This window comes from Rhodanobacter sp. FW106-HT46G03 (genome assembly GCF_058789895.1).
The window spans coordinates 651490-673658 of sequence record NZ_JBYTCC010000001.1 but is presented as its reverse complement, the minus strand read 5'-3'; the positions used below and the strand labels follow the sequence as shown (position 1 = coordinate 673658).

Annotated in this window: 22 protein-coding genes; 7 read left to right on the top strand and 15 right to left on the bottom strand. The window is 67.5% G+C overall.

Annotated features, from left to right (window positions below; translation table 11 throughout):
* Positions 1 to 7 precede the first annotated feature (7 nt).
* The 4 genes from bioF to bioC are packed head-to-tail and all read left to right on the top strand — an operon-like array spanning position 8 to position 3627.
* Positions 8 to 1201, top strand: coding sequence for an 8-amino-7-oxononanoate synthase (bioF, locus tag AC3WP6_RS02770; protein ID WP_492628625.1), 1194 nt, complete (start codon positions 8 to 10; stop codon positions 1199 to 1201).
* Positions 1202 to 1229: 28 nt separating this feature from the next.
* Entirely contained in the window at positions 1230 to 1979 is a 750-nt protein-coding gene (locus AC3WP6_RS02765; RefSeq protein WP_492626272.1) for a sulfurtransferase, read from the top strand.
* On the top strand, positions 1976 to 2746 hold the full coding sequence (bioH, locus tag AC3WP6_RS02760) for a pimeloyl-ACP methyl ester esterase BioH (protein WP_492626271.1): 771 nt from the start codon (positions 1976 to 1978) through the stop codon (positions 2744 to 2746). The genes AC3WP6_RS02765 and bioH overlap by 4 nt, the downstream gene beginning before the upstream one ends.
* Positions 2743 to 3627, top strand: coding sequence for a malonyl-ACP O-methyltransferase BioC (gene bioC / locus AC3WP6_RS02755; protein ID WP_492626270.1), 885 nt, complete (start codon positions 2743 to 2745; stop codon positions 3625 to 3627). Before bioH ends, bioC begins: the two co-directional genes overlap by 4 nt.
* Positions 3628 to 3649: 22 nt before the next feature.
* On the opposite strand, the gene glmU is transcribed toward bioC, so the two are convergent.
* The 12 genes from glmU to queD form a co-directional block, all read right to left on the bottom strand.
* On the bottom strand, positions 3650 to 5014 hold the full coding sequence (glmU, locus tag AC3WP6_RS02750; protein ID WP_492626269.1) for a bifunctional UDP-N-acetylglucosamine diphosphorylase/glucosamine-1-phosphate N-acetyltransferase GlmU: 1365 nt from the start codon (positions 5012 to 5014) through the stop codon (positions 3650 to 3652).
* Positions 5015 to 5375: 361 nt separating this feature from the next.
* Positions 5376 to 5798: a F0F1 ATP synthase subunit epsilon gene (locus AC3WP6_RS02745; RefSeq protein WP_492626268.1), complete on the bottom strand. Its 423-nt coding sequence runs from the start codon at positions 5796 to 5798 to the stop codon at positions 5376 to 5378.
* A 116-nt stretch (positions 5799 to 5914) separates the two neighbouring features.
* Positions 5915 to 7348 (bottom strand): F0F1 ATP synthase subunit beta, encoded by a 1434-nt coding sequence (atpD, locus tag AC3WP6_RS02740; protein ID WP_492626267.1) that lies wholly within the window; start codon positions 7346 to 7348, stop codon positions 5915 to 5917.
* A gap of 124 nt (positions 7349 to 7472) precedes the next feature.
* Positions 7473 to 8390, bottom strand: a complete 918-nt coding sequence (gene atpG, locus AC3WP6_RS02735) for a F0F1 ATP synthase subunit gamma (protein WP_492626266.1) — start codon at positions 8388 to 8390, stop codon at positions 7473 to 7475.
* A gap of 117 nt (positions 8391 to 8507) precedes the next feature.
* The gene (gene atpA, locus AC3WP6_RS02730) at positions 8508 to 10058 is read right to left on the bottom strand and encodes a F0F1 ATP synthase subunit alpha (RefSeq protein WP_492626265.1); all 1551 of its coding nucleotides are present in this window, start codon (positions 10056 to 10058) and stop codon (positions 8508 to 8510) included.
* 31 nt (positions 10059 to 10089) lie between these two features.
* Positions 10090 to 10623, bottom strand: coding sequence for a F0F1 ATP synthase subunit delta (locus AC3WP6_RS02725; protein ID WP_492626264.1), 534 nt, complete (start codon positions 10621 to 10623; stop codon positions 10090 to 10092).
* Between the two features lie 3 nt (positions 10624 to 10626).
* The gene (locus AC3WP6_RS02720) at positions 10627 to 11097 is read right to left on the bottom strand and encodes a F0F1 ATP synthase subunit B (RefSeq protein ID WP_492626263.1); all 471 of its coding nucleotides are present in this window, start codon (positions 11095 to 11097) and stop codon (positions 10627 to 10629) included.
* Between the two features lie 87 nt (positions 11098 to 11184).
* Entirely contained in the window at positions 11185 to 11472 is a 288-nt protein-coding gene (atpE, locus tag AC3WP6_RS02715) for a F0F1 ATP synthase subunit C (protein ID WP_492626262.1), read from the bottom strand.
* Positions 11473 to 11535: 63 nt separating this feature from the next.
* Positions 11536 to 12354: a F0F1 ATP synthase subunit A gene (gene atpB / locus AC3WP6_RS02710; protein ID WP_492626261.1), complete on the bottom strand. Its 819-nt coding sequence runs from the start codon at positions 12352 to 12354 to the stop codon at positions 11536 to 11538.
* Between the two features lie 3 nt (positions 12355 to 12357).
* Positions 12358 to 12723 (bottom strand): hypothetical protein, encoded by a 366-nt coding sequence (locus AC3WP6_RS02705; protein ID WP_492626260.1) that lies wholly within the window; start codon positions 12721 to 12723, stop codon positions 12358 to 12360.
* 238 nt (positions 12724 to 12961) lie between these two features.
* Entirely contained in the window at positions 12962 to 13345 is a 384-nt protein-coding gene (locus AC3WP6_RS02700; RefSeq protein WP_492626259.1) for a phasin family protein, read from the bottom strand.
* Between the two features lie 136 nt (positions 13346 to 13481).
* Positions 13482 to 13859 carry a 6-carboxytetrahydropterin synthase QueD gene (gene queD / locus AC3WP6_RS02695; RefSeq protein WP_492626258.1) on the bottom strand — a complete coding sequence of 126 codons (378 nt, stop codon included), beginning with the start codon at positions 13857 to 13859 and terminating at the stop codon, positions 13482 to 13484.
* Between the two features lie 92 nt (positions 13860 to 13951).
* Between queD and AC3WP6_RS02690 the strand changes: the two genes are divergently transcribed.
* The 3 genes from AC3WP6_RS02690 to AC3WP6_RS02680 all read left to right on the top strand — a co-directional run bounded on the left by AC3WP6_RS02690 (position 13952) and on the right by AC3WP6_RS02680 (position 18714).
* Entirely contained in the window at positions 13952 to 16345 is a 2394-nt protein-coding gene (locus AC3WP6_RS02690; RefSeq protein WP_492626257.1) for a DEAD/DEAH box helicase, read from the top strand.
* The gene (locus AC3WP6_RS02685) at positions 16342 to 17208 is read left to right on the top strand and encodes a ribonuclease H-like domain-containing protein (RefSeq protein ID WP_492626256.1); all 867 of its coding nucleotides are present in this window, start codon (positions 16342 to 16344) and stop codon (positions 17206 to 17208) included. Before AC3WP6_RS02690 ends, AC3WP6_RS02685 begins: the two co-directional genes overlap by 4 nt.
* Positions 17209 to 17439: 231 nt before the next feature.
* Positions 17440 to 18714 carry an MFS transporter gene (locus AC3WP6_RS02680; protein WP_492626255.1) on the top strand — a complete coding sequence of 425 codons (1275 nt, stop codon included), beginning with the start codon at positions 17440 to 17442 and terminating at the stop codon, positions 18712 to 18714.
* A 6-nt stretch (positions 18715 to 18720) separates the two neighbouring features.
* Here the strand turns inward: AC3WP6_RS02680 and AC3WP6_RS02675 are convergent, their stop codons facing one another.
* From AC3WP6_RS02675 to AC3WP6_RS02665, 3 genes are all read right to left on the bottom strand, one after another.
* The gene (locus AC3WP6_RS02675; RefSeq protein ID WP_492626254.1) at positions 18721 to 19566 is read right to left on the bottom strand and encodes a thioredoxin fold domain-containing protein; all 846 of its coding nucleotides are present in this window, start codon (positions 19564 to 19566) and stop codon (positions 18721 to 18723) included.
* 598 nt (positions 19567 to 20164) lie between these two features.
* Entirely contained in the window at positions 20165 to 20467 is a 303-nt protein-coding gene (locus AC3WP6_RS02670) for a DUF3247 family protein (protein WP_492626253.1), read from the bottom strand.
* A 252-nt stretch (positions 20468 to 20719) separates the two neighbouring features.
* Positions 20720 to 22042, bottom strand: coding sequence for an aspartyl/asparaginyl beta-hydroxylase domain-containing protein (locus AC3WP6_RS02665; RefSeq protein WP_492626252.1), 1323 nt, complete (start codon positions 22040 to 22042; stop codon positions 20720 to 20722).
* Between the last annotated feature and the right edge of the window lie 127 nt (positions 22043 to 22169).

Here is a 22169-nt window from a genome sequence, read left to right as displayed (position 1 = left end):
CCAAAATCTGCCGCGCGCCGACCTGCTCGACCGTCTCGCCGCGCGCACGCTCGCCCGCGAACACGCCAGCCTGCACCGCCGCCTGCAGGTGATCGAACAGGTCGACGGCCCCTGGCTGGTGCGCAATGGACAGCGCCTGCTCGGCTTTTGCAGCAATGATTACCTCGGCCTGGCGCAACACCCGCAACTGATCGCCGCGCTCAAGCAGGCGGCAGATGAAACCGGCGTTGGCAGTACTTCCGCCCACCTGATCTGCGGCCACCGGCGCGAGCATGCGGAGCTGGAGGACGCCCTCGCCGCGTGGACCGGGCGCGAGCGCGCGCTGCTGTTTTCCACCGGCTACATGGCCAATCTCGGCATCCAGCAGGCCTTGCTCGGCGCAGGCGACCTGTGCGTGCAGGACAAGCTCAACCACGCCTGCCTGCTCGATGGCGCGAAGCTCGCCGGGGCGGAGCTGAGACGCTATCCGCACGCCGACGTGGCCGGCGCTGCGCGCCAACTCGCAAGCCGGCCGCAAGCCGCCGCGCTGCTCGCGACCGATGGCGTGTTCAGCATGGACGGCGATCTCGCCCCCCTGGCCGAACTGGCGGCGCTGACCGGCCGCGAAGGCGCCGCGCTGATGGTGGATGACGCGCACGGCCTGGGCGTGCTCGGCGCCGATGGCGCCGGCTGCGTCGCCGGCCAGGGATTCGGCCAGCACGAAGTGCCGGTGCTGATGGCAACGCTGGGCAAGGCGCTTGGCGCCAGCGGCGCGTTCGTCGCCGGCTCCGCGGCACTGGTCGATGGACTGACCCAGTTCGCGCGCACCTTCGTCTACACCACCGCCATGCCGCCGGCACTGGCCGCCGCCGGCTGCGTCGCGGTGCGGCTCGCGCGCAGCGAAAACTGGCGCCGCGAAAAACTGCAGGCGCTGATCGCGCGCTTCCGCGCCGGGGCGGCACAGCTCGGCTTGCCGCTGGCGAACTCGCCTTCCGCCATCCAGCCTCTGCTGCTGGGTGATGCCGACACCGCACTGGCCGCCACGCAGTGGCTGGAAGCGCACGGTCTGCTGGTCACGGCCATCCGTCCGCCGACGGTGCCGGCCGGGCAGGCGCGGCTGCGCATTACGCTGTCCGCCGCCCACGACGAGGCGCAGGTGGATCGCCTGCTCGCCGCACTCTCTGAGCTGCCTCAAGGGGCGCACCGGCCGCGCCACCTATAATCAGCGGCTTGCCCGTGTTTGCCTTGCCATGAGCGTACTCAACATCGCCGCCTACCGTTTCGTCAGCCTCGACGACTTGCCCACGCTGCGCGAGCGCGTGCGCGGGCAGGCCGAGGCGCTGGCGCTCAAGGGCACGGTGCTGCTGGCACCGGAAGGCATCAACCTGTTTTTGGCCGGGGCGGATGCCGCGATCGCCGCGTTCATGGCGTGGCTGCGCAGCGACCCGCGCTTTGCCGCCATCAAGGCCAAGGCCTCGCGTTCGGAACGCGTGCCGTTTGGACGACTGCGGGTACGGATCAAGCGCGAAATCATCACCCTGCGCGCCCCCGCGCTGCGCCCCGAATCCGGGCGCGCGCCCACTGTAAATGCATCCACGCTCAAACGCTGGCTCGACCAGGGCCACGACGACGCCGGGCGCGAGGTGGTGCTGCTCGACACCCGCAACGACTACGAAACCACCGTGGGCGCGTTCGACGGCGCGGTGGACTACCGCATCGGCCGCTTCACCGCCTTCCCCGCCGCCGTGGCCGCCGACCGCGCGCGTTTCGCCGGCAAGACCGTGGTGCCGTACTGCACCGGCGGCATCCGCTGCGAGAAGGCCGCGCTGCACATGCAGGGCATCGGCATCGCGCACGTGCATCAGCTCGAAGGCGGCATCCTGAAATATCTCGAAACCACCGGCGGCGCGCACTGGCACGGCGGCTGTTTCGTGTTCGACCAACGCGGCGCCGTGGGCGCCGACCTTGCACCGCTGGCGGCAGAGGAACCCCGCACATGAGCCTGTTCGTGCAGAAGCTCGGCACCGGGCCGGTGCCCGTGGTGATGCTGCATGGCTGGGCGATGCACGGCGGCATCATGGCGCCGCTGGTGGAAGCGCTGATGCCACGCTGCACGGTGTATGCGGTGGACCTGCCCGGCCACGGCAACTCGCGTGCCAGCCACGTGCCGCTCGCGCCGCACGCCTGCGCCGAGGCGATCGCCGCGCTCACGCCGCCGGCAATCTGGCTGGGCTGGTCGCTCGGCGGCTCGATCGCGCTCACCGCCGCGCTGGAGCTGCCGCAGCAGGTGCGCGCGCTGGCCATGTTGTGCGCCACGCCAAAGTTCGTGCGCAGCGACGACTGGATCTGGGGCACCGAGCCCGATCTGGTGCGCCAGCTCGCCAGCGAGCTGGAAACCGATTACCACGCCACCATCGACCGTTTCCTGGCGCTCGAGGCGATGGGCAGCGCCGACCCGCGCGGCGAACTGCGCCACCTGCGCGAGCTGGCGTTTGCACGCGGCGAGCCCGATCTGCGCGTGCTGCAGGAAGGCATCCGCATCCTGGATACCACCGACCTGCGCGCGCGCCTGCCGGCCCTGCGCCAGCAGAGCGTGTGGATCACCGGCCGCCGCGACCGCCTGATTCCACCGCCGGCGATGGCGTGGTCCGCGCAGCAGGTGCACGGCCGTTACGCCGAAATCGACCACGCCGGCCACGCGCCGTTTTTCGGCCACGCGGACGCCGTCGCCGCCGCCTTGCAACCCTTGCTGGAAACCTATCCATGAGCAGCTTCCATCTCGACCGCGCGCGTTTGCGCCAGCAGTTCGGGCGCGCCGCAAAGACCTATGAAGACCACGACGCGCTGCAACGCGCGACCGAGGACTTGCTGTTCGACCGCCTGGATTACTACGAGCAAACCCCGGAGCAAGTGCTGGACATCGGCGCCGGCACCGGGCGCGGCACTGCGCTGCTCAAGGAGCGTTACCCCAAGGCCGAAGTGATCGCGCTCGACCTGGCGCTGCCGATGCTGCGCGAGGCGAAGAAACATTCCGGCTGGCTCAAGCCGCTGCGCCGCGTGTGTGGCGAGGCGACCGCGCTGCCGTTCCCCGACCACAGCATGGACATCGTGCACTCCAACCTGTGTTTCCAGTGGGTGGACCAGCTCGACGCGGTATTTGCCGAGGCGTGCCGTGTGCTGAAACCCGGCGGCATGCTGGCGTTCACCAGCTTCGGGCCGGATACGCTCAAGGAGCTGCGCGCGGCGTGGGCCGCGGTGGATGAGGAAGGCTCGCACGTGGGGCGGTTTCTCGACATGCACGACGTCGGCGACGCGATGATCAACGCCGGATTGCGCGAGCCGGTGCTGCAAGTGACCGCGATGACGATGACCTACTCGACGCCGCGCAAACTGCTGGACGACCTGCGTGGCCTGGGCGCCACCCACGCCGACGCCGAACGCGGGCGGCACCTGGTCGGCAAGTCACGTTATCAGGCCATGCTCGACGCCTACGAGGCCATGCGCGTGGACGGCCGCATTCCCTCCACCTGGGAAGTGGTCGCCGCCCACGCCTGGGGCCCGCCGCCGGGGCAATCGCGGCGCCTGCCCGGTGGCGGCGAAGTGGCAAGTTTCTCGGTCAGCAGCCTGCGCGGTTCGCGTCGGCACTGAGCCGCGTACTGCCGGGGCGTCCTCAGCTTTGCTGCTTGGTCGGCCGCTTCCAGCCTGGGATGACGGCTTGGCGGCCACGGGCCACGGTCAGCTCGCCGGCTGGCGCGTCGCGGGTGACCACCGAGCCGGCGCCGATCGTGGCCTGGGCACCGACGGTGACCGGCGCCACCAGTGAACTGTTGGAACCGATGAAGGCCCCATCCTCGATGCGGGTGGCGAACTTGTTCACGCCATCGTAGTTGCAGGTGATGGTGCCGGCGCCGACGTTGACGCCGCGCCCGATCACGGTGTCGCCGAGATAGCTGAGGTGATTGGCCTTGCTGCCTTCGCCAATGTGCGTCTTCTTGGTTTCGACGAAGTTGCCGACGTGCACGCCGGCGTCCAGCTCGGTGCCGGGGCGCAGGCGCGCGAACGGGCCGATCAGGCACGGCCCTCGGGTCACCACGCCTTCGAGGTCGCAGTGCGCCTGCACCACGGTGCCGGCGGCCAGCTCGACATCCTTCAGACGCACGAACGGCCCGATGCGCACCTCATCGCCGAGCGTCACCGCGCCTTCGAGGATCACGTCCACGTCGAGCTCGACATCGCGCCCGGCGGTGACCGTGCCACGCTGGTCGAAGCGTGCGGGATCGGCCAGCCGCACGCCGGCACGCTGCAGCGCCTGCGCATTGCGGCGCCGGAACGCCGCTTCCAGTTCACCGAGCTGGATCGCATCATTTGCCCCAGCGGCTTCGACCGGGTCGGCGCACGTCACCACGCGCGCGGCCTGCCCGGCTTGCGCCGCCAGCGCAAACACGTCGGTCAGGTAGTACTCGTGCTGCGCATTGGCGCAGCCCAGCCGTGCGATCCAGCCGCGCAACGCGGCGGCCGGCGCCACCAGAATGCCGGTATTGACAAGGTCGATCGCACGCTGCGCGGCGCTGGCATCCTTTTCTTCCACCACGCCCTGCACGCAGCCGTCCACATCGCACAGCACGCGACCGTAGCCGTGCGGATCTGCCAACCGGATCGCGAGCAGACCAAATCCCCCATCGACCTCGACCAGCGCACGCAAGGTCTCGGCACGGATCAGCGGCACGTCGCCATAAAGCACCAGCACCTGCGCGTCGTCCGACACGCCAGGCATGGCCTGCTGCACGGCGTGGCCGGTGCCGAGCCGCTCGGCCTGCAGCACCCAGCGCAAGTCCGCCTGCCCGGCAAAGGCCGCCTGCACCTGTTCGCCACCATGGCCGTAAACGACGTGGATTGCCGCCGGCTGCAACGCCCGCGCGGCATCCAACACATGCGCGAGCAACGGGCGCCCGGCAAGCGGCATCAACACCTTTGGCCGCGCGGATTTCATCCGTGTGCCGGCCCCAGCGGCAAGTACGACGACGTGCAGCGTCATGGCGAGCGATCCCTCTCAGACGTGGAAGCGGAACTTTGCCGCAAACGCAGTATTTTGCCTAATTCGCGTGTGGGGAAGGAGGTGAATGCAAGCAGCGGTGGCTCGCATTGCGCGCGGGCCGCGTCGGCTGGGCTGTGCACCATTCTTGCGCGACCGGGAACGGCCCGTGCGTGTCGGTTCCACGCGGCAGGCAGCCGTGCTTTCCTTGTCCACGGCGGAATGCACCTACCTGCCACCCGACAGTATGGCGCGCCACACCGACGGCGCGTTCCACCCGCTCGTTCACCAGATCGCCCACGGCATGTTAGACGCAAAACGCCGGCGCGAGGCCGGCGTTTTGTGGATCGGATGGCGCGGGTTTTCAGTGCTTGAGGTTCTTGCGCAGCCGTTCCAGTGCCTGCAGCTGCGCCTGCGCCTGTGCCAGGCGACGCTGCGCCTCACTTACGTCCATTTCCTCGGTGCGGTTGGCGATCGCATCCTCGGCCTCTTTCTTGGCCTTCTGCGCGGCTTCCTCATCGAGGTCGGCGGCGCGCGTCGCGGTGTCGGCCAGCACGGTGATGACCTGCGGCTGCACTTCGAGAATGCCGCCGGACACGTAGAACTGCGCGCGCTCGCCGCCTTCCTGCAGCACGTCCACGTGGCCGGGCTTCAGACGGGTGATGAGCGGCGCGTGCCGCGGCGTGATGCCCAGCTCGCCGACTTCGCCGGTGGCAACGACCATCGTCGCCTCGCCGGAGAAGATCTCGGCCTCGGCGCTGACAATGTCGACTCGGATGGTGGTCATGGTTGCTCTCGCGTTGCTCGAAGGGATTCGGGATACCGGGTTGGGGATTCGGAGTGACTCCGGACTTCAGGCTTTTGCGTATCCCGAATCCCGAATGCCGAATCCCCGAAAGCCGCCTAGGCGGCTTTCTTGGCCCCCATCTCCTCGCCCTTCTTGATCGCCTCGTCGATGCCGCCGACCATGTAGAACGCCTGCTCGGGCAGGTAGTCCACTTCGCCGTCGACGATCATCTTGAAGCCGCGGATGGTTTCCTTGAGGGTGACGTATTTGCCCGGCGCGCCGGTGAACACTTCGGCCACGTGGAACGGCTGGCTGAAGAAGCGCTCGCACTTGCGCGCGCGTGCCACGACCTGCTTGTCCTCTTCCGACAGCTCGTCCATGCCGAGAATGGCGATGATGTCCTTGAGCTCCTTGTAGCGCTGCAAGGTGCCCTGCACGCGGCGGGCAATGTCGTAGTGCTCCTGGCCCACCACCTGCGGATCGAGCTGGCGGCTGGTGGAGTCGAGCGGGTCGACCGCCGGGTAGATGCCGAGCGAGGCGATCTGGCGGCTGAGCGTCACGGTGGAATCAAGGTGAGCGAAGGTGGTGGCCGGCGACGGGTCGGTCAGGTCGTCCGCCGGCACGTACACCGCCTGGATCGAGGTGATCGAACCGGTCTTGGTCGAGGTGATGCGCTCCTGCAGCACACCCATTTCGTCGGCCAGCGTCGGCTGGTAGCCCACCGCGCTCGGCATGCGGCCCAGCAGCGCGGACACCTCGGTGCCGGCCAGCGTGTAGCGGTAGATGTTGTCGACGAAGAACAGCACGTCCTTGCCCTTGCCGCTCGCGTCCTTCTGGTCGCGGAAGTACTCGGCCATGGTGAGGCCGGTCAGCGCGACGCGCAGGCGGTTGCCCGGCGGCTCGTTCATCTGGCCGTAGACCATCGCCACCTTGGATTGCGGCAGGTCGTCCAGGCGCACCACCTTGGCTTCCTGCATCTCGTGGTAGAAGTCGTTGCCTTCACGGGTGCGCTCGCCGACACCGGCAAACACCGACAGGCCCGCGTGCTGGGTGGCGATGTTGTTGATGAGCTCCAGCATGTTCACCGTCTTGCCCACGCCGGCGCCGCCGAACAGGCCGACCTTGCCGCCCTTGGCGAATGGGCACACCAGGTCGATGACCTTGATGCCGGTTTCCAGCACCTCGTCCGACAATGCCTGATCGGCGTACGAGGGCGCATCGCGGTGGATCACCCACCGCTCTTCGGTGTTGATCGGCCCGACCTCGTCGACCGGGCGGCCGAGCACGTCCATGATGCGGCCGAGCGTGGCGTTGCCGACCGGCACCTTGATGCCTTCCCCGGTGTTGGTCGCGGTCAGCCCGCGCTTCAGGCCGTCGGTGGAGCCCAGCGCGATCGTGCGCACCACGCCGTCGCCCAGCACCTGCTGCACTTCCAGCGTGATCTCGGTGCCGTCCAGCTTGAGCGCGTCGTACACCTGCGGTACCTGGTCGCGCGGAAACTCGACGTCGATGACCGCGCCGATGATCTGAACCACTTTGCCCTGACTCATTGGGGTAGCTCCACTCGTAATTCGGGTTTATCGGGATACAGGATTCGAGATGCGTGATTCGGAACAGCCGGAGCGCGTGGCGCTGCTACGAATTCCGAATCCCATATCTCCAATCCCGGCTCAATCACACCGCCGCCGCACCGCCGACGATTTCGGAAATTTCCTGCGTGATCGCCGCCTGGCGGGTCTTGTTGTAGACCAGCGTCAGGGTGTCGATCACCTTGTTGGCGTTGTCCGACGCGCTCTTCATCGCCACCATGCGCGCCGCGTGTTCGCTGGCGAGGTTCTCCAGCACCGCCTGGTACACCACCGACTCGATGTAGCGGCCGAGCACGTGCTCCAGCACGGTCGGCGCATCCGGTTCGTAGATGTAGTCCCAGTCGTGGGTCTGCTCCAGCGTGATGCCGGCGTACGCCGACTCGCCGTTCGCCTGGTGGGCTTCGAGCTCGGCGGCGACCAGCGGCAGCGGCAACAGCGCGTCGACCGTGGGCGTCTGCACCATGGTGTTGACGAAGTCGTTGTAGGCGAGAAATACGCGATCCACGCCGGCCGCGGTGTACGCATCCAGCACGACCTTGATCACGCCGATCAGCTTTTCCAGCTTGGGGTGCTCGCCCAGCCCGGTGACGCTGCCGACCAGGTTCACGCCCTTGATGTGGCGCAAAAACGCCTGCGCCTTCTGGCCGATCGCGACGACGTCGACCTCGACCTTCTGCTCGCGCCACTGCGCCACCAGCGGCAGCAGGCGGCGGAACAGGTTGGAGTTGAGGCCGCCGCACAAGCCGCGATCGGTCGACACCACGATGTAGGCGACGCGCTTGAGGTCCCTGCGTTCGATCAGGAACGGATGCTTGAAATCCGTCGACGCCTGCGCCACGTGCGCGATCACCTTGCGCATCTGCCGCGCATACGGCCGCGAGGCTTTCATCAGATCCTGCGCCTTGCGGATCTTCGAGGCCGAGACCATCTGCAGCGCACGCGTCACCTTGCGCATGTTCTGCGTGCTCTTGATCTTGGTTTTGATTTCGCGTCCGCTGGCCATGGATTCTCGCTCGCTATGTTCGCTCGGGGATTCGGGATTGGAGACAAGGGATTGGCGAAGGCTGGGATTCGCGGCTCTTTCGAATCCCGAATACCGACTCTCGCATCCCGGCTCCCGTCACCAACTCCCCGTCTTCTTGTACTCGTCGAGCGAGCTCTTGAAGACGGCTTCCACGTCCTTGTCCCACTTGCCGGTGGCGACGATGTCCTTCATCAGCTCGGCGTGGTTCTGGTGCATGAAGGCGTGCAGGCCCTTCTCGAAGTCGAGCACCTTGGCAACCGGCAGGTCGTCCAGGTAGCCCTTCTCCGCGGCGTACACCGACAGCGCCAACTCGGCGATGGAGAGCGGCGCGTACTGCTTCTGTTTCATCAGCTCGGTGACGCGCACGCCACGGTCGAGCTGGGCGCGGGTCGCCGGGTCGAGGTCGGAGGCGAACTGCGCGAACGCGGCCAGCTCGCGGTACTGCGCCAGCGCCAGCTTGACGCCGCCGGAGAGCTTCTTGACGATCTTGGTCTGCGCCGAACCGCCCACGCGCGACACCGAGATGCCGGCGTCCACGGCCGGACGAATGCCGGCGTTGAACAGGTCGGTCTGCAGGAAGATCTGGCCGTCGGTGATGGAGATCACGTTGGTCGGCACGAACGCGGAAACATCGCCGGCCTGGGTCTCGATGATCGGCAGCGCGGTGAGCGAACCGGTCTTGCCCTTGATCGCCCCGTCGGTGACCTTCTCGACGTAGTCGGCCGAGACGCGCGCGGCACGCTCGAGCAGACGTGAGTGCAGGTAGAACACGTCGCCGGGGTAGGCTTCGCGGCCCGGCGGGCGGCGCAGCAAGAGCGAAATCTGGCGGTAGGCCACGGCCTGCTTGGAAAGGTCGTCGTACACGATCAGGGCGTCTTCGCCGTGGTCGCGGAAGTACTCGCCCATGGCGCAGCCGGCGTACGGCGCAATGTACTGCAGCGCGGCCGATTCGGACGCCGAGGCAACGACGACGATGGTGTTCGCCAGTGCGCCGTTTTCTTCCAGCTTGCGCACGACGTTGGCGATCGACGAGCGCTTCTGGCCGATCGCGACGTAGATCGAATAAATGCCGGAGTTCTTCTGGTTGATGATCGCGTCGATCGCCAGCGCGGTCTTGCCGGTCTGGCGGTCGCCAATGATCAGCTCACGCTGGCCGCGGCCGATCGGGATCATCGAGTCGACCGACTTGTAACCGGTCTGCACCGGCTGGTTCACGCCCTGGCGCCAGATCACGCCCGGCGCCACGCGCTCGACCGGCGCGGAGGCCTTGGCCGTGATCGGCCCCTTGCCGTCGATCGGGTTGCCCAACGCATCCACCACGCGGCCAAGCAGCTCGGGGCCGACCGGCACCTCGAGAATGCGGCCGGTGGTCTTGGCGGTGTCGCCCTCGTGCAGGTGCAGGTACTCACCGAGCACCACCGCGCCCACCGAGTCGCGCTCGAGGTTCAACGCCAGCGCATAGGCGCCGCCGGGCAGTTCGATCATTTCGCCCTGCATCACGTCGGCCAGGCCGTGGATGCGCACGATGCCGTCGGACACGCTGATGATCGTGCCTTCGTTGCGGGCTTCCGCGCCGAGCTTGAACTGCTCGATGCGGTGCTTGATCAGCTCGCTGATCTCGGACGGATTCAAAGTAGTGCTGGACATGGATGGATATCCTGGAAGAGCTGAAAACGAATCAATGCGCCAAGGCGCCGGCCAGCCGCGCGAGGCGACCGCGGGCGGAGCCGTCGATCACTTCGCTGCCGGTGTCGATCACCACGCCGGCCAACAGCGCCGGGTCGACCGCGGTTTCAAGCTGGATCTCGCGCCGGAAACGGCGCTTGAGCGAGGCCTTGAGCTGCTCGGTTTGCGCGGCGTCGAGCGTCATCGCGCTGGTCACCTTGACCAGGAGCTGCGACTCGGCCTCGCGCCGGAACTGCTCGAACAGCGCGGCCACCTCGGGCAGCAGGCCCAGCCGGCGGTATTCGGCCAGCTCGGCGAGAAAACGCGCAAACGGCGCGTCGCCCGGCATGTCCGGCGGCAGGTGCAAGGCCACCAGCTCACGGGGCAGCGCGCGCGGATCGTTGCCGAGCGCGGCCACATGGACGTCGGCGGCCACCGCCGCCGCAAACGCCAGCGCCTGCGACCACGCGTCGAACGTACCGGTGTCGCGTGCCAGCTCGAACGCGGCGCGGGCATACGGACGGGCGAGAGTGATGGACTGGGCCATGGATCAGATTTCCGCCGCGAGCTCGTCGAGCAGCGCCTTGTGGGCCGCGGCGTCGACTTCGCGCTGGACGATCTTGGACGCACCCTGCACGGCGAGCGCGCCGACGCGCTCGCGCAACTGCTCGCGCGCCTGCTGCGCCATCGCCGCAATGTCGTCCTGGGCCGCCGCCTTCAGGCGGTTGATCTCCAGCACCGCATCGCCGCGCGCCTTGTCGATCATCGCGTTCGCCTGCTGCTGCGCGCGATCGATGATCTCGGAAGCCTGCTGGCGTGCCTTGCGGATCTCGTCGGCCACCTTGACGTCGGCGTTCTTGAGCTCGGCCCGCGCACGTTCGGCGGCACTCAGGCCCTCGGCGATCTTGACCTGGCGCTCTTCAATGGCCTTGTTGATGTACGGCCAGATGAAGTGGACACAGAACCAGATGAGGATCGCGAAGGCGATCATCTCGCCGATCAGGGTCGCGTTGAAATTCATCGCTGCCTTACCTGCAAATTCGATACGGAACCGTCACGGGCCAGACGGCCCGCAACAGGTGGACGGCGCCTTGCGGCGCCGGGTAGCTCAGCCCGCGAGCGAGGACAGCAGCGGGTTGGCAACCGCGAAGTACATCGCCAGCGCCACGCCGATCAGGAACGCCGCGTCGATCAGGCCGGCGAGCAGGAACATGCGGCCCTGCAAGAGCGGCATCAGTTCCGGCTGGCGCGCGGCGGCTTCGAGAAACTTGGAGCCCATCACGCCGATGCCGATGCAGGCGCCGAGCGCGCCGAGGCCGATGATCAAGCCGAGGGCAATGGCGGTGAAGCCCTGGATCTGGGCGATTTGAACGATGTGAGCGGCGACTTGGTCCACGGTGATCTCCTCGAAAAGGCGGTTGTTGCGTTGAAGGGTTGAACGATTGGAACGAAACCGGAATCAGTGATGGTCGTGTGCCATCGAGATGTACACGACCGACAGCACCATGAAAATGAAGGCCTGGATCGTGATGATCAGGATGTGGAAGATGCCCCACACCGTGTAGCCGATGATGCCGGCGCCATACAGCGCCCAGCCCGCCAGCCCGGCGCCGGCGCTGAACAGGCCGGCGATCAGCATGAACACCAGCTCGCCCGCGTACATGTTGCCGAACAGTCGCATCGCGAGGCTGACCGGCTTGGACACCATCTCGACGATGTTGAGCGCGAGGTTGGGCAACCACAACAGCGGGTGCTTGCCGAACGGCGCGGTGAACAGCTCGTGCATGTAGCCGCCGAAGCCTTTCGACTTGAAGCTGTAGAACAACGTGAGCACGAACACCGTGATCGACATGCCGAACGTCATGTTGATGTCGGCGGTGGGTACGGCGCGGAAATGCTTGATGCCGAGCGCTTCGGTGATCACCGGCAGCAGGTCGACCGGCAGCAGGTCCATCGCGTTCATCAGCATCACCCAGACGAACACGGTGAGCGCGAGCGGGCCGAGAATGCGACGGTCGCCGTGGAACACGTCCTTGACCTGGCCGTCGGCAAACTCGAGCACCATCTCGACGAACGCCTGCCCCTTGGACGGCACGCCCGAGGTCGCCTTGCGCGCCTTGAGCCAGAACCACAGGCAAAAAATGACGCCGAGCGCCAGCGATACAGTCACCGAATCGAGGTGCACCGCCCAGAAGCCTTCCTTCGCCGCATGCGGCACGAGGTGCTGCAAATGGTGCTGGATGTATTCGGTCAGTCCGCCCTGCGGCTCGCTTGCCATGGATCAACCCTTGAATCGAAATGCCAGCGGATAAACCGCGTAGGCAGCCACCAGCCCCGTCACGGCAGCCAGCGGCGGCAATTTGTATTGAATCAGGATCACCGCCAGCCCGCCGACGACCACTGCCCACTTGAGCGCCATGCCGAGCAGCAAACGCACGAACGCTGCCCCGCCACCCACCAACCGGCCAAACACCTGCGCGGACAACAGCGCGGTACCCAGCGCCAGCGTGAGCCCGCCGCCAGCCGCCGCGATTGCCTCGCGACGCCCCAGCGCCAGAAACGCCAGCCCGACCACCAGCCCCGCCAGTACCTGCCAGATCACGGCGCGCAGCGCCAGGCGGCGACCGAATGGGAGACTGTTGAGCACCCGACCTCTCCGCGCGAGCTAGCAGCTTCGACCACAGCCACGAGCGGCAATCCAATCCGTAAAAGTATATCAGTCGCTGATTTGCACCGACAAGCGTCCGGCGTGCGGCAACTTGTCCAATTTCACCCGCTGCGGCCCCTCCGCCCAAAGAAAAGGGTCGGACCAGGGGAGGGTCCGACCCAGACTGCCGCGCCGAAGGGGAGTGCGACGCGGCAGGGTGCCACAGGAGAATCGTTGATTACTTGGAAGCGGACTTCTTGGCCGCCGGCGTTACGACGGCGTCGTTCGCGGCCTGACGCTGTTCCTGCACGAGCGCCTGCAGTGACTCGGCGGCCTTCTGCGTCACGGCGATGATTTCTTGCGAAACCTCGACCGCACGCTCGGCCTGCTCGCGACCCAGGGTGGCGCCCTTCTCCCACAGGGTGCGCAGCGTATCGGCATCGCGCACTTCGAGGGCCTCGGCGACAAACGCGGCGGAATCGCGGGTCTGCTGTTCGAACGCCTTGAGCTGCAGGCCGGCCACCGTCTCCAGGCTCTTCAGAGCCAGCGACTGGGCCTTGAACGCACCATCGGCGATCTGTTTGGTGTAGGCGAAAAACTGGTTGTTGAACTGCTGAGACATGAGCTTGCCCTCGTCGGGTATGCGGTTAGTGAGGAGCACTCTAGCAAGCTTTTTTGTGCAGTGCAATATATTTTTTCTGGATCGGCCAGACCAATCGTCAAATGTTCAGAATTCACCACGACTTGCGCGTTGTGTGCTAGCGCCGCGGCGCGTCAAGATCGGTCCGCGCAAAGCGTGCGCCGGAGGTGCAGGTTTCGTGCACCACCACCTCGTCCAGCCCCGGCAGCCGTGGCGCGAGACGCTCGAACACCCAGCGCGCAAGCACCTCGCTGGTGGGGTTGTCGAGCCCTTCGATCTCGTTCAAGTAATGGTGGTCGAGCTGGTCGAACAATGGCGCGAAGGCCGCCTTGACGTCGGCAAAGTCGAGCACCCAGCCGGTGTGTGGATCGGGCGTGCCCTCGAGCTGCACGTCGATGCGGAAGGAATGCCCGTGCAGGCGCCCGCACTTGTGGCCCTCCGGCACGTGCGGCAGGCGGTGCGCGGCCTCGATCTGGAACGATTTGTAGATGTGCATGGCGGCCTCGCGCGCGGAAACGACCCATTGTAGTCGGGCGCCGGGTGCCACCCGTCTCAGGATGCGAGACGCCCGCCGGGCACCCTGCGGGCATGAACGCCATCGTCCAGCCGTCGCCCGAGCCCGACCGCCACAGCGGCGCCACGCTGGCCGCGCGGCTCAAAACCAAGTATGCCGACCGCGTCACCGGCAGCTTCGTGGTGCCGGGCACGCCGGGCGACTACGCACACTTTCCGCCGGCGCTGCCGCCGGGGCTGGTCGACGCCCTGCACGCGCGCGGCATCGACCGCCTGTACCGCCACCAGCGCGACGCCTGGGATGCCGTCGCGCGCGGCGAGCACGTGGTGGTGGTGACGCCCACCGCGTCGGGCAAATCGCTGTGCTACACGCTGCCGGTCGTCGCCGCGGCGCTGCGCGAACACCGCAAGGCGCTGTACCTGTTCCCGACCAAGGCGCTGGCGCAGGACCAGGTGGCCGAGCTGATGGAGCTGGCGAAGGCCGGCGAGCTGGGCATCCGCGCGGCCACCTTCGACGGCGACACGCCGGGCGACCAGCGCCGCGCGATCCGCGCCGCGGGCGACATCGTGGTGTCCAACCCGGACATGCTGCACCAGGGCATCCTGCCGCATCACACCAAGTGGGCGCAGTTCTTCGAGAACCTCGCGTTCGTGGTGATCGACGAGATCCACAGCTACCGCGGCGTGTTCGGCTCGCACCTGGCCAACGTGATCCGCCGGCTGGAGCGCATCTGCGCGTTCTACGGCGTACACCCGCAATTCATCCTGTGCTCGGCCACCATCGGCAACCCGCGCGAGCACGCGCAGGCGCTGCTCGGTGCGCCGGTCACGGCCATCACGCGCTCGGGCGCGCCCAGCGGCGAGAAGCACGTGCTCTTGTGGAACCCGCCGGTGGTGAACCCGGACCTGGGCCTGCGTGCCTCGGCGCGCTCGCAATCCAACCGCATCGTGCGCATGGCCATCCGCGCCGGGCTCAAGACCCTGGTGTTCGCGCGCTCGCGCACGCTGGTCGAGGTGCTGACGAAATACCTGAAGGACGTGTTCGACCACGACCCGCGCAAGCCGCCGCGCATCCGCGCCTACCGCGGCGGGTACCTGCCCACCGAGCGGCGCGCCACCGAGCAGGCGATGCGCGCCGGGCGCGTGGACGGCATCGTCGCCACCTCGGCGCTGGAGCTCGGGGTCGACATCGGCGCGCTGGACGCGGTGGTGCTGAACGGCTATCCCAGCTCGATCGCGGCCAGCTGGCAGCGTTTCGGCCGCGCCGGGCGGCGCCACAAGCCGGCGCTGGGCGTGCTGGTCGCCACCAGCGATCCGCTCGACCAGTACATCGTGCAGCACCCGGAGTTTTTCACCGGCGCGCCGCCAGAGTGCGCGCGCATCGCGCCCGACCAACCGGTGATCCTGCTCGACCACATCCGCTGCGCCGCGTTCGAGCTGCCGTTCCTTGCCGGCGACCGTTTCGGCGGCATCGACCCCAAGGTGTATCTCGACCTGCTCGCCGAAGACGGCGTGCTGCAGCCCGAAGGCGGACGCTACGAGTGGGTGGCCGACAGCTACCCGGCCAACGCGGTCGGCCTGCGCTCGGTATCGGATGGCAACTTCGTCGTAGTCGATCGCACGGCCGGCCGGCAAACCATCATTGCCGAGGTGGATTTCAGCTCCGCGCCGCTGATGCTCTACGAGGGCGCGATCCACATGGTGCAGTCGGTGCCGTACCAGGTGGAGCGGCTGGACTGGGAAGGCCGCAAGGCGTTCGTCACCCGCACCCACGTCGACTACTACACCGACGCCATCGACTACACCCGGCTCAAGGTGCTGGAGAGTTTCGCGCGCACTCCGGCCGGTGCCGGCGAGTGCCACCACGGCGAGGTGCACGTGGTGCGCCGCGTCGCCGGCTACAAAAAGATCCGCTACTACACCCACGAAAACATCGGCTGCGGGCCGGTCAACCTGCCGGATCTGGAAATGCACACCAGCGCCGCGTGGTGGCAGTTGCCGCAGGCCACGCTGGATGCCCTCTTCGCCGGCCGCCAGGACGCGCTCGACGGTTTCCTCGCCGCTGCCTATGCGCTGCATGTGGTCGCACGTCTCGCCGTCATGGCCGATGGTGCCGACCTGCACCAGGCCGTGGGCAGCGGCGACGGTGCATGGTCGGTGCACGCCGACGGCAACGGGCGCGGGCAGATCCGCGCCACGGACGGCGGCGCGCCGAACGTCGCGATGCTCGAACGCTTCACGCCGACCGTGTTCCTGTACGACAACTACCCCGGTGGCATCGGGCTGTCCGAACCCTTGTGGCGGCGCCAGGCCGAACTGGTCGGCAACGCAATGCAGCTGGTGCAAGGCTGCCCCTGCCGCGCCGGCTGCCCAAGCTGCGTGGGGCCGGTGCTGGATGACCGCCTGCCGGTCGACGCTTCGCCCAAGGCCCATGCCTTGCGTGTGCTTGCCGCGCTCGCCGCCGCATGAGCGCGACGCTGGCGCAACTGCGCGCGTTGACGCGGCAAGCTGGCGGGCGCGCGGCGGCTTTGCCTGCCGACGGTGCACTGCGGGCACGCACATCGCTCATCACGCCGGACAGCGTGACCGCGCTGCGCAACCTGCTGCGCGTGCGCGCCCCTTCGACCGCAACGCCCGCGGCAGCGCGCGACCGCGCCCTGCCCGGCGCAGAGATCGCCCCCGGCCTGCGCCTCATCACCGCGCGCCTGCCGTTCGGTGGATTGCCGGAGCAGATCGACGGCGCGTTCGACCGCCGGCCAGATTTCGATCCCCGCAGAGTGCTGTTCTTCGACACCGAAACCACCGGGCTCGCCGGTGGCGCCGGCACCCGCGCGTTCATGATCGGTGCCGCGCATTGGGATGGCACCGACATCGTTGTGCGCCAGCTCGTGATCGCCACGCTCGCCGCCGAACCGGCAATGTTGGCCGAGTTCGCACGCTGGCTGACGCCGGACACCGTGCTTGCCAGCTACAACGGCAAAAGCTACGACGCGCCGCTGCTGCGCACGCGCTACCGCCTTGCCCGGCAGGCCAATCCGCTCGCCGGGCTGGAACACGTCGACCTGCTCTACCCGTCGCGCCGACGCTACCGTGGCCGCTTCGAGAACTGCCGGCTGGTCACCATCGAGCGCCGCGTGCTCGGCATCGTGCGCGAGGACGACCTGCCCGGCAGCGAAGCGCCCGCCGCCTGGCTCGCCTACCTGCGCGGTGGCAGCGCTGCCAAGCTGCGTCGCGTCGGCGAGCACAACCATCAGGACGTGCTGAGCCTCGCGCGCCTGCTGTTGCACCTCGCCGGGTGGGAGGCCACCGACTGCCTCGTCGCGTCAAGCTGAAGCGACACCAGCGTGTGTTTCACGCAACTGCGCGCACTTGGTTCCCCCCCGCCCGTCCCATCAAAAGCCTTGTCCGGCTTCAACCCGACCACTGGGCAAAATCGCCGACGGCAGCAACGAACCAGTGTCCGGCCACTCCTGGCGCGAGCCTCCTGCACCAGGCATGGCCTGCACCATGCGGCGGCGCATCATTCATACTTTGCGTGTACCGTTGCCACCACGATCCCGCCCTTGAACCCCGCCTCCCCCTCCCGCCGCGCCTGGCTGATCTATGGCGTCGGCGTGTTCGGCTACATCGTTGCGGTCACCCAGCGCACCACCATCGGCGTGGCCGGAGTGGCTGCGGCGGCGCGGTTCCATGCCGACGCGGCCACGCTGTCGCTGCTGGCGGTGCTGCAGCTGGTGGTGTACGCCGGCATGCAGATCCCGGTGGGCATGCTGATCGACCGCGCCGGCCCGCGAAAACTGCTGATCGCCGGCATGGCGCTCATGATTGGCGGCCAGATCCTCGTCGGCGTCGCGACCGGCACGACGATGGCGGTCGTCGGCCGCGTACTGGTTGGTGGCGGCGACGCGATGGTGTTCACCTCGGTGGTGCGCCTCGTCACGGCGTGGTTCAGCGGACGCATCGTGCCGCAACTGTTCCAATGGCTGGGACTGCTGGGGCAACTCGGGCAGGTAATTTCCGCGGTGCCGTTTGCACTGCTGCTCAACGAATCCGGATGGATCCACGCGTTCCTCAGCGCCGCCGCCAGCGTGCTCCTGGCGCTGGTGGCGATCGTGCTGGTGGTGCGCGATCACCCGCCACTCGCACCGGCACTGGCGCGTCCCGCCAGCCTGCGCGACTCGTTGCGTCTGCTGCGCACCGCGATGGCGCAGCCTGGTACCTGGCTCGGGTTCTGGACGCACTACACCGCCATGGCCTCGGTCACCATGTTTTCGCTGATGTGGGGCTACCCGTTCATGGTGCACGCGTTGGGCTATGCGCCCAGTCGCGCCGCACAACTGCTGATCGTGCCGGTGGTTGCCGGCGCGCTCGCAGGGCCGCTGCTTGGTCGCGCCTCGGCGCGTCAACCGCGACGGCGGGCGCGGCTGGTGCTACACATCACAGGTTTGATCTGCTTGACCTGGATCGGACTGCTGGTGTGGCCGGGGCGGCCACCGCTGGCGCTGCTGCTGGTCACGCTCGTCGCCATGGGCATCGGCGGCCCGGCGGCGGTGATCGGCTTCGATCACGCCAACGCGTTCAATCCTCGCGAAAGCCTCGGCTCCGCCAATGGCGTGGTCAACGTCGGCGGTTTTCTCGCCAGCTTCCTCATGATGTATCTGATCGGCTGGGTGCTCGACCTGCACAGCGCCGGCCACGCGGACACGCTGTACTCGCTGGCCGGATTCAAGCTCGCCTTTGCCGTGCAATACCCGGTGCTTGGCGTGGGCGTGGCGGGCATTGTGTGGACGCACCGGCGCACGCGCGCGCTGGCCGCTGCGCCGCACGCCGCCGGTTAAGCCGGGCTATTTCGCGCCGCACTCCCGCGCCGGTCCGCTCGCCAGTTGCGCCACGAAACCCGCCACATCCTTTGGCATGCCGCCCAACGTCTGCACGTCCTTCTGGCCGGTGGCGCAATACAGCAGCGTCGGGGTACCGCTGGCGCCCATCTTGTCGAACAGCGCATTGTTGGCATCCACCACGGCCTTGGCCGCCGCATCCATGGTCTTGTCCGGCGGATAACCGCCCTCCTCGTCCTTGACGTCGAACCGCGCCTCGTCCTGTGCCAGTGCGGCAGTCGGGTCCTTGGCCGCAAGAATCGCGGCCGCGCGCGGCAGGCTCGATGGCTTCACCACGCCCACCAACACGTAGCGCACGCGCAGCTGGCCGGCGGCAATCGCCGGCTTCAGCGCCTGGTACAGCTCATGGCAATAGATGCAATTGGGGTCGAACAGCTCGGTCAAGATCGGCCCCTTGCTGCCCAGCAGGATCGGTCGGCTGGCAGGCGCCGCCGCAGCCGTGAGCGTCGCCGCCGGGCTGGTCATCAAACCCTGCGCCAGCATCGCCTGATAGGTGAGGCTGTTGCCCTCGGCGTCATAGAAGTTGTTGCCGGTGACCAGCGCTTGCGCGTGCGGCGTGAGCCACACCACCTGCTGCGCGCCACCCTCGCTGGGCTCGATGACCGCGCCCACCATGCCATCCGGCCCGGCAAACACGCGCACCACGCGCGCTGCACCATGCGAGGCGCTGCCCACCAACTGCTGCGCCTGCGCCACCGACACTGCCGGCTGTGCCGGCGCGGTCGCCGCCCACGCGGGCGCGCCGAGCAAACCACCCACTGCCGCCAACGCCACCACCAGACCAGACTTCATGTTGCACTCCGCACCGGCGAAGTGCGCAGTGTGCGCCGATGCGCCGGTGGCGGGGTGCAACCGGATTCACCGGCGTGCGTGCCACGTGGTCAACCGATTGAAGCAGCCATCACCCATCGCGTCTTGCCCAGGCCCGTGGCAAAGGCGAAACACCGCAAAGGCAATTCGCGACCGCAGCCTTCCAGCGCGGACGACCCGGCTTTCAGCGGCTGGATCGTGTCCCCAAGCGGGGAGCAACGAGGCCATCCGTACGCAGCGACATCCCGTGCATCCCCCGGCTCAACCCGGATCATCGTGCATTGCGAAACACTGCCTACCAGCGCCACATCCGCCTGCGTCAAAGCATGGAGGGGCGGTCATCGCGCAACGATTGGCCAAGTCGCAGCAAAAACGAAAGGCACATACGCCGTATATGGAACACGTGCGCAACAACCGGCGCACGGCTACCGGAGACCTCCGTTGCGCCACGCGCTGGTACGCGATCAGCGCGCCACGGTTGAAGAAATCGTTGAAAGCGCGCGGTACGCTTGCGAGGACGACATGCGCTGCATCGCTGCTCGAGCGGTGGAGAAAGCCCGGGAGGCCGGGCCGCAAACCATCAGTTTTCGCCGGCCAATCCGGAATCCAGGTGCGTAATGTGGTCGACCTGATCCAGCCACAGTTTCCAGGCTCCATGGGGAGCATCCCGGTTCTCCAGGGTGACTTCGGCATTGATGCCCTCTTCCCCTCGCGAATCGCGAAACACTTGAGCAGTCGCCCGCACCCGGATGACTCCGGTGTACGTGCTTTCGTCGCGTAGCGATACCTCAACCCGGCCGTGCGCGGGCAACTGGGCAATCAGCGCCTCCAGCCGTTGAACGTCCGCACGCGTGGTGCATGTACGTGGTGCTCGCCTGCTCATGATTCGACTCCTCGGAGAAATGGATCAATACCAAGGTGATTTGGTATGCCGGCGTTTCATATCAAATGGCCGTATGACGGCACGTGATGAGTGGTGCCTCTCGATGTGCCGAAACCGGTAACGGCGTCCACATGCTGCAACTTCTTCGGGGTGGGGTCGAAGGAAGGGACACGCCGGTGTCAGCCGAAACCTTCAGGCACGGCGCGCTCGAGCGCTTCACTGGTCGGATCAACGAAGTGCCGGCGCCACCCGCTAATTGCCAAACGGCGGTTCCACGCCCGCCGCCAGGTGAAATCGACTGATGCCCTCGAACAGCAAGGGCAACGCCGCGCGTTCGGCCGCACTCAGCTCCGGGTGCCAGGCGTCCAGCACCAGCGCCGTGCACGGGCCGGGGCCGTGGTTCCACAACTCGTGCGCGAAACTGCCGTCGTAGGCCACGCCCGTTCCTGCGCGCCAGGTTTCCTCCTGGCCGGCAACGCTGCGCACGCAGCGGCCATCCACGCGCAGGGGAATTTCTACGTTGACCCGCACGTTGGTGAGGCCGCTGCTCGGCAACACATGGGTGCCCGGGGCAAGCATGGCGAAGTAGACGTTGGGGCCGAGGTTTTCCACCTCTACGCGTTGTGGCAGTGACTCCACTGCCGCCAGCGTGCGCGGCAGATATTGCCGCGCGGCTGGCTCCCGGTCGCCATCCCGATAGAGGAACCACGCGGTGAGCCGGGCGTCGGCGTCGCCGTCGAGCACGCCCTGCTCACGCAGCAGCGCCAGATCGTGCGTGCCGAAATACGGCTCCCCTGCCCGCTGGGCGGCAGCTGCCTCCAGCTCGGCCAGCCAGGTGTCACCAGCCGCCGCCAGCGCAGCCATGCCGGGCATGCGCGCGGCATCCAGTACCGGTGCGGCGGACAGCCCCGGCAGGTAGAAAAACGCGCAGCTTTGCTGCGGATCGGGATAGATCGCCACGGCCCGCTTGAGATAGATGTCCAGACCCTGCTCCACCCGCGCCAGCGCCGCGGCGCCGTACTGCGCGCGCACCGGCTCCATGAGCTCCAGGAAAATTTGCTGCTGGTGGCGCTGGATGTAGTCGATGGCGTGCCGCACCACCGGCCGCAGCACCGGGGGTGTGGTGTCGCGGGTGCGCCAGCGAAACGCCGCCTGGGCGGTGGCGATCGCGCGGTAATACGCCGCCGTGGCGTCGTAGGCGTTGCCCAACTGTTCCAGCGCGGCCGCCCGGTGCAACGGCGTCGACAGATCCTTTGGATCCATCGCAATCACCTGGTCGAAGGTTTCGATGGCGTCCTGCGCCTGGCCAAGCGCCAGCTGCAGGATGCCGCGGTTCTTGCGGAAATTGGCTTCCTCCGGATCGACCTGCACGGCCTTCTCGAGGTGCTCGCGGGCGCTGTCAAAGTCGCCCCGACCCAGCTCGCACATCGCCACGTAGTTCAGCGCTTCGGCGTTGTCCGGTTGCGTTTCGAGCGCCCCCCGGTACAGCGCCTCGGCCGCCTCCGCGTGATGCACCACCACCTCGCCGCGCGCGCGCAGCACGGGATTGTTTCCGCCATCACTCGTTGCTGACATGTCAACCTGCCCAATCAACCGCTCGTGGCCACTATGCAGCGCCGTGCGGCTTTTTTTCATGATTTGGTACAAGCCCCGCCGACGGCAGACGTGGCAGGCAACTGGCGGCGCTTCCCGCGGCGGGTCT

Coding starts and splice junctions, on each gene's coding strand:
- atpG (WP_492626266.1), bottom strand. CDS start 8,390: ATGGCCAGCGGACGCGAAATCAAAACCAAGATCAAGAGCACGCAGAAC.
- queD (WP_492626258.1), bottom strand. CDS start 13,859: ATGCACATCTACAAATCGTTCCAGATCGAGGCCGCGCACCGCCTGCCG.
- atpD (WP_492626267.1), bottom strand. CDS start 7,348: ATGAGTCAGGGCAAAGTGGTTCAGATCATCGGCGCGGTCATCGACGTC.
- bioH (WP_492626271.1), top strand. CDS start 1,976: ATGAGCCTGTTCGTGCAGAAGCTCGGCACCGGGCCGGTGCCCGTGGTG.
- atpA (WP_492626265.1), bottom strand. CDS start 10,058: ATGTCCAGCACTACTTTGAATCCGTCCGAGATCAGCGAGCTGATCAAG.
- AC3WP6_RS02725 (WP_492626264.1), bottom strand. CDS start 10,623: ATGGCCCAGTCCATCACTCTCGCCCGTCCGTATGCCCGCGCCGCGTTC.
- AC3WP6_RS02670 (WP_492626253.1), bottom strand. CDS start 20,467: ATGAGCAGGCGAGCACCACGTACATGCACCACGCGTGCGGACGTTCAA.
- AC3WP6_RS02685 (WP_492626256.1), top strand. CDS start 16,342: ATGAGCGCGACGCTGGCGCAACTGCGCGCGTTGACGCGGCAAGCTGGC.
- AC3WP6_RS02700 (WP_492626259.1), bottom strand. CDS start 13,345: ATGTCTCAGCAGTTCAACAACCAGTTTTTCGCCTACACCAAACAGATC.
- AC3WP6_RS02675 (WP_492626254.1), bottom strand. CDS start 19,566: ATGAAGTCTGGTCTGGTGGTGGCGTTGGCGGCAGTGGGTGGTTTGCTC.
- glmU (WP_492626269.1), bottom strand. CDS start 5,014: ATGACGCTGCACGTCGTCGTACTTGCCGCTGGGGCCGGCACACGGATG.
- AC3WP6_RS02745 (WP_492626268.1), bottom strand. CDS start 5,798: ATGACCACCATCCGAGTCGACATTGTCAGCGCCGAGGCCGAGATCTTC.
- AC3WP6_RS02720 (WP_492626263.1), bottom strand. CDS start 11,097: ATGAATTTCAACGCGACCCTGATCGGCGAGATGATCGCCTTCGCGATC.
- atpB (WP_492626261.1), bottom strand. CDS start 12,354: ATGGCAAGCGAGCCGCAGGGCGGACTGACCGAATACATCCAGCACCAT.
- AC3WP6_RS02690 (WP_492626257.1), top strand. CDS start 13,952: ATGAACGCCATCGTCCAGCCGTCGCCCGAGCCCGACCGCCACAGCGGC.
- bioC (WP_492626270.1), top strand. CDS start 2,743: ATGAGCAGCTTCCATCTCGACCGCGCGCGTTTGCGCCAGCAGTTCGGG.
- AC3WP6_RS02765 (WP_492626272.1), top strand. CDS start 1,230: ATGAGCGTACTCAACATCGCCGCCTACCGTTTCGTCAGCCTCGACGAC.
- AC3WP6_RS02665 (WP_492626252.1), bottom strand. CDS start 22,042: ATGTCAGCAACGAGTGATGGCGGAAACAATCCCGTGCTGCGCGCGCGC.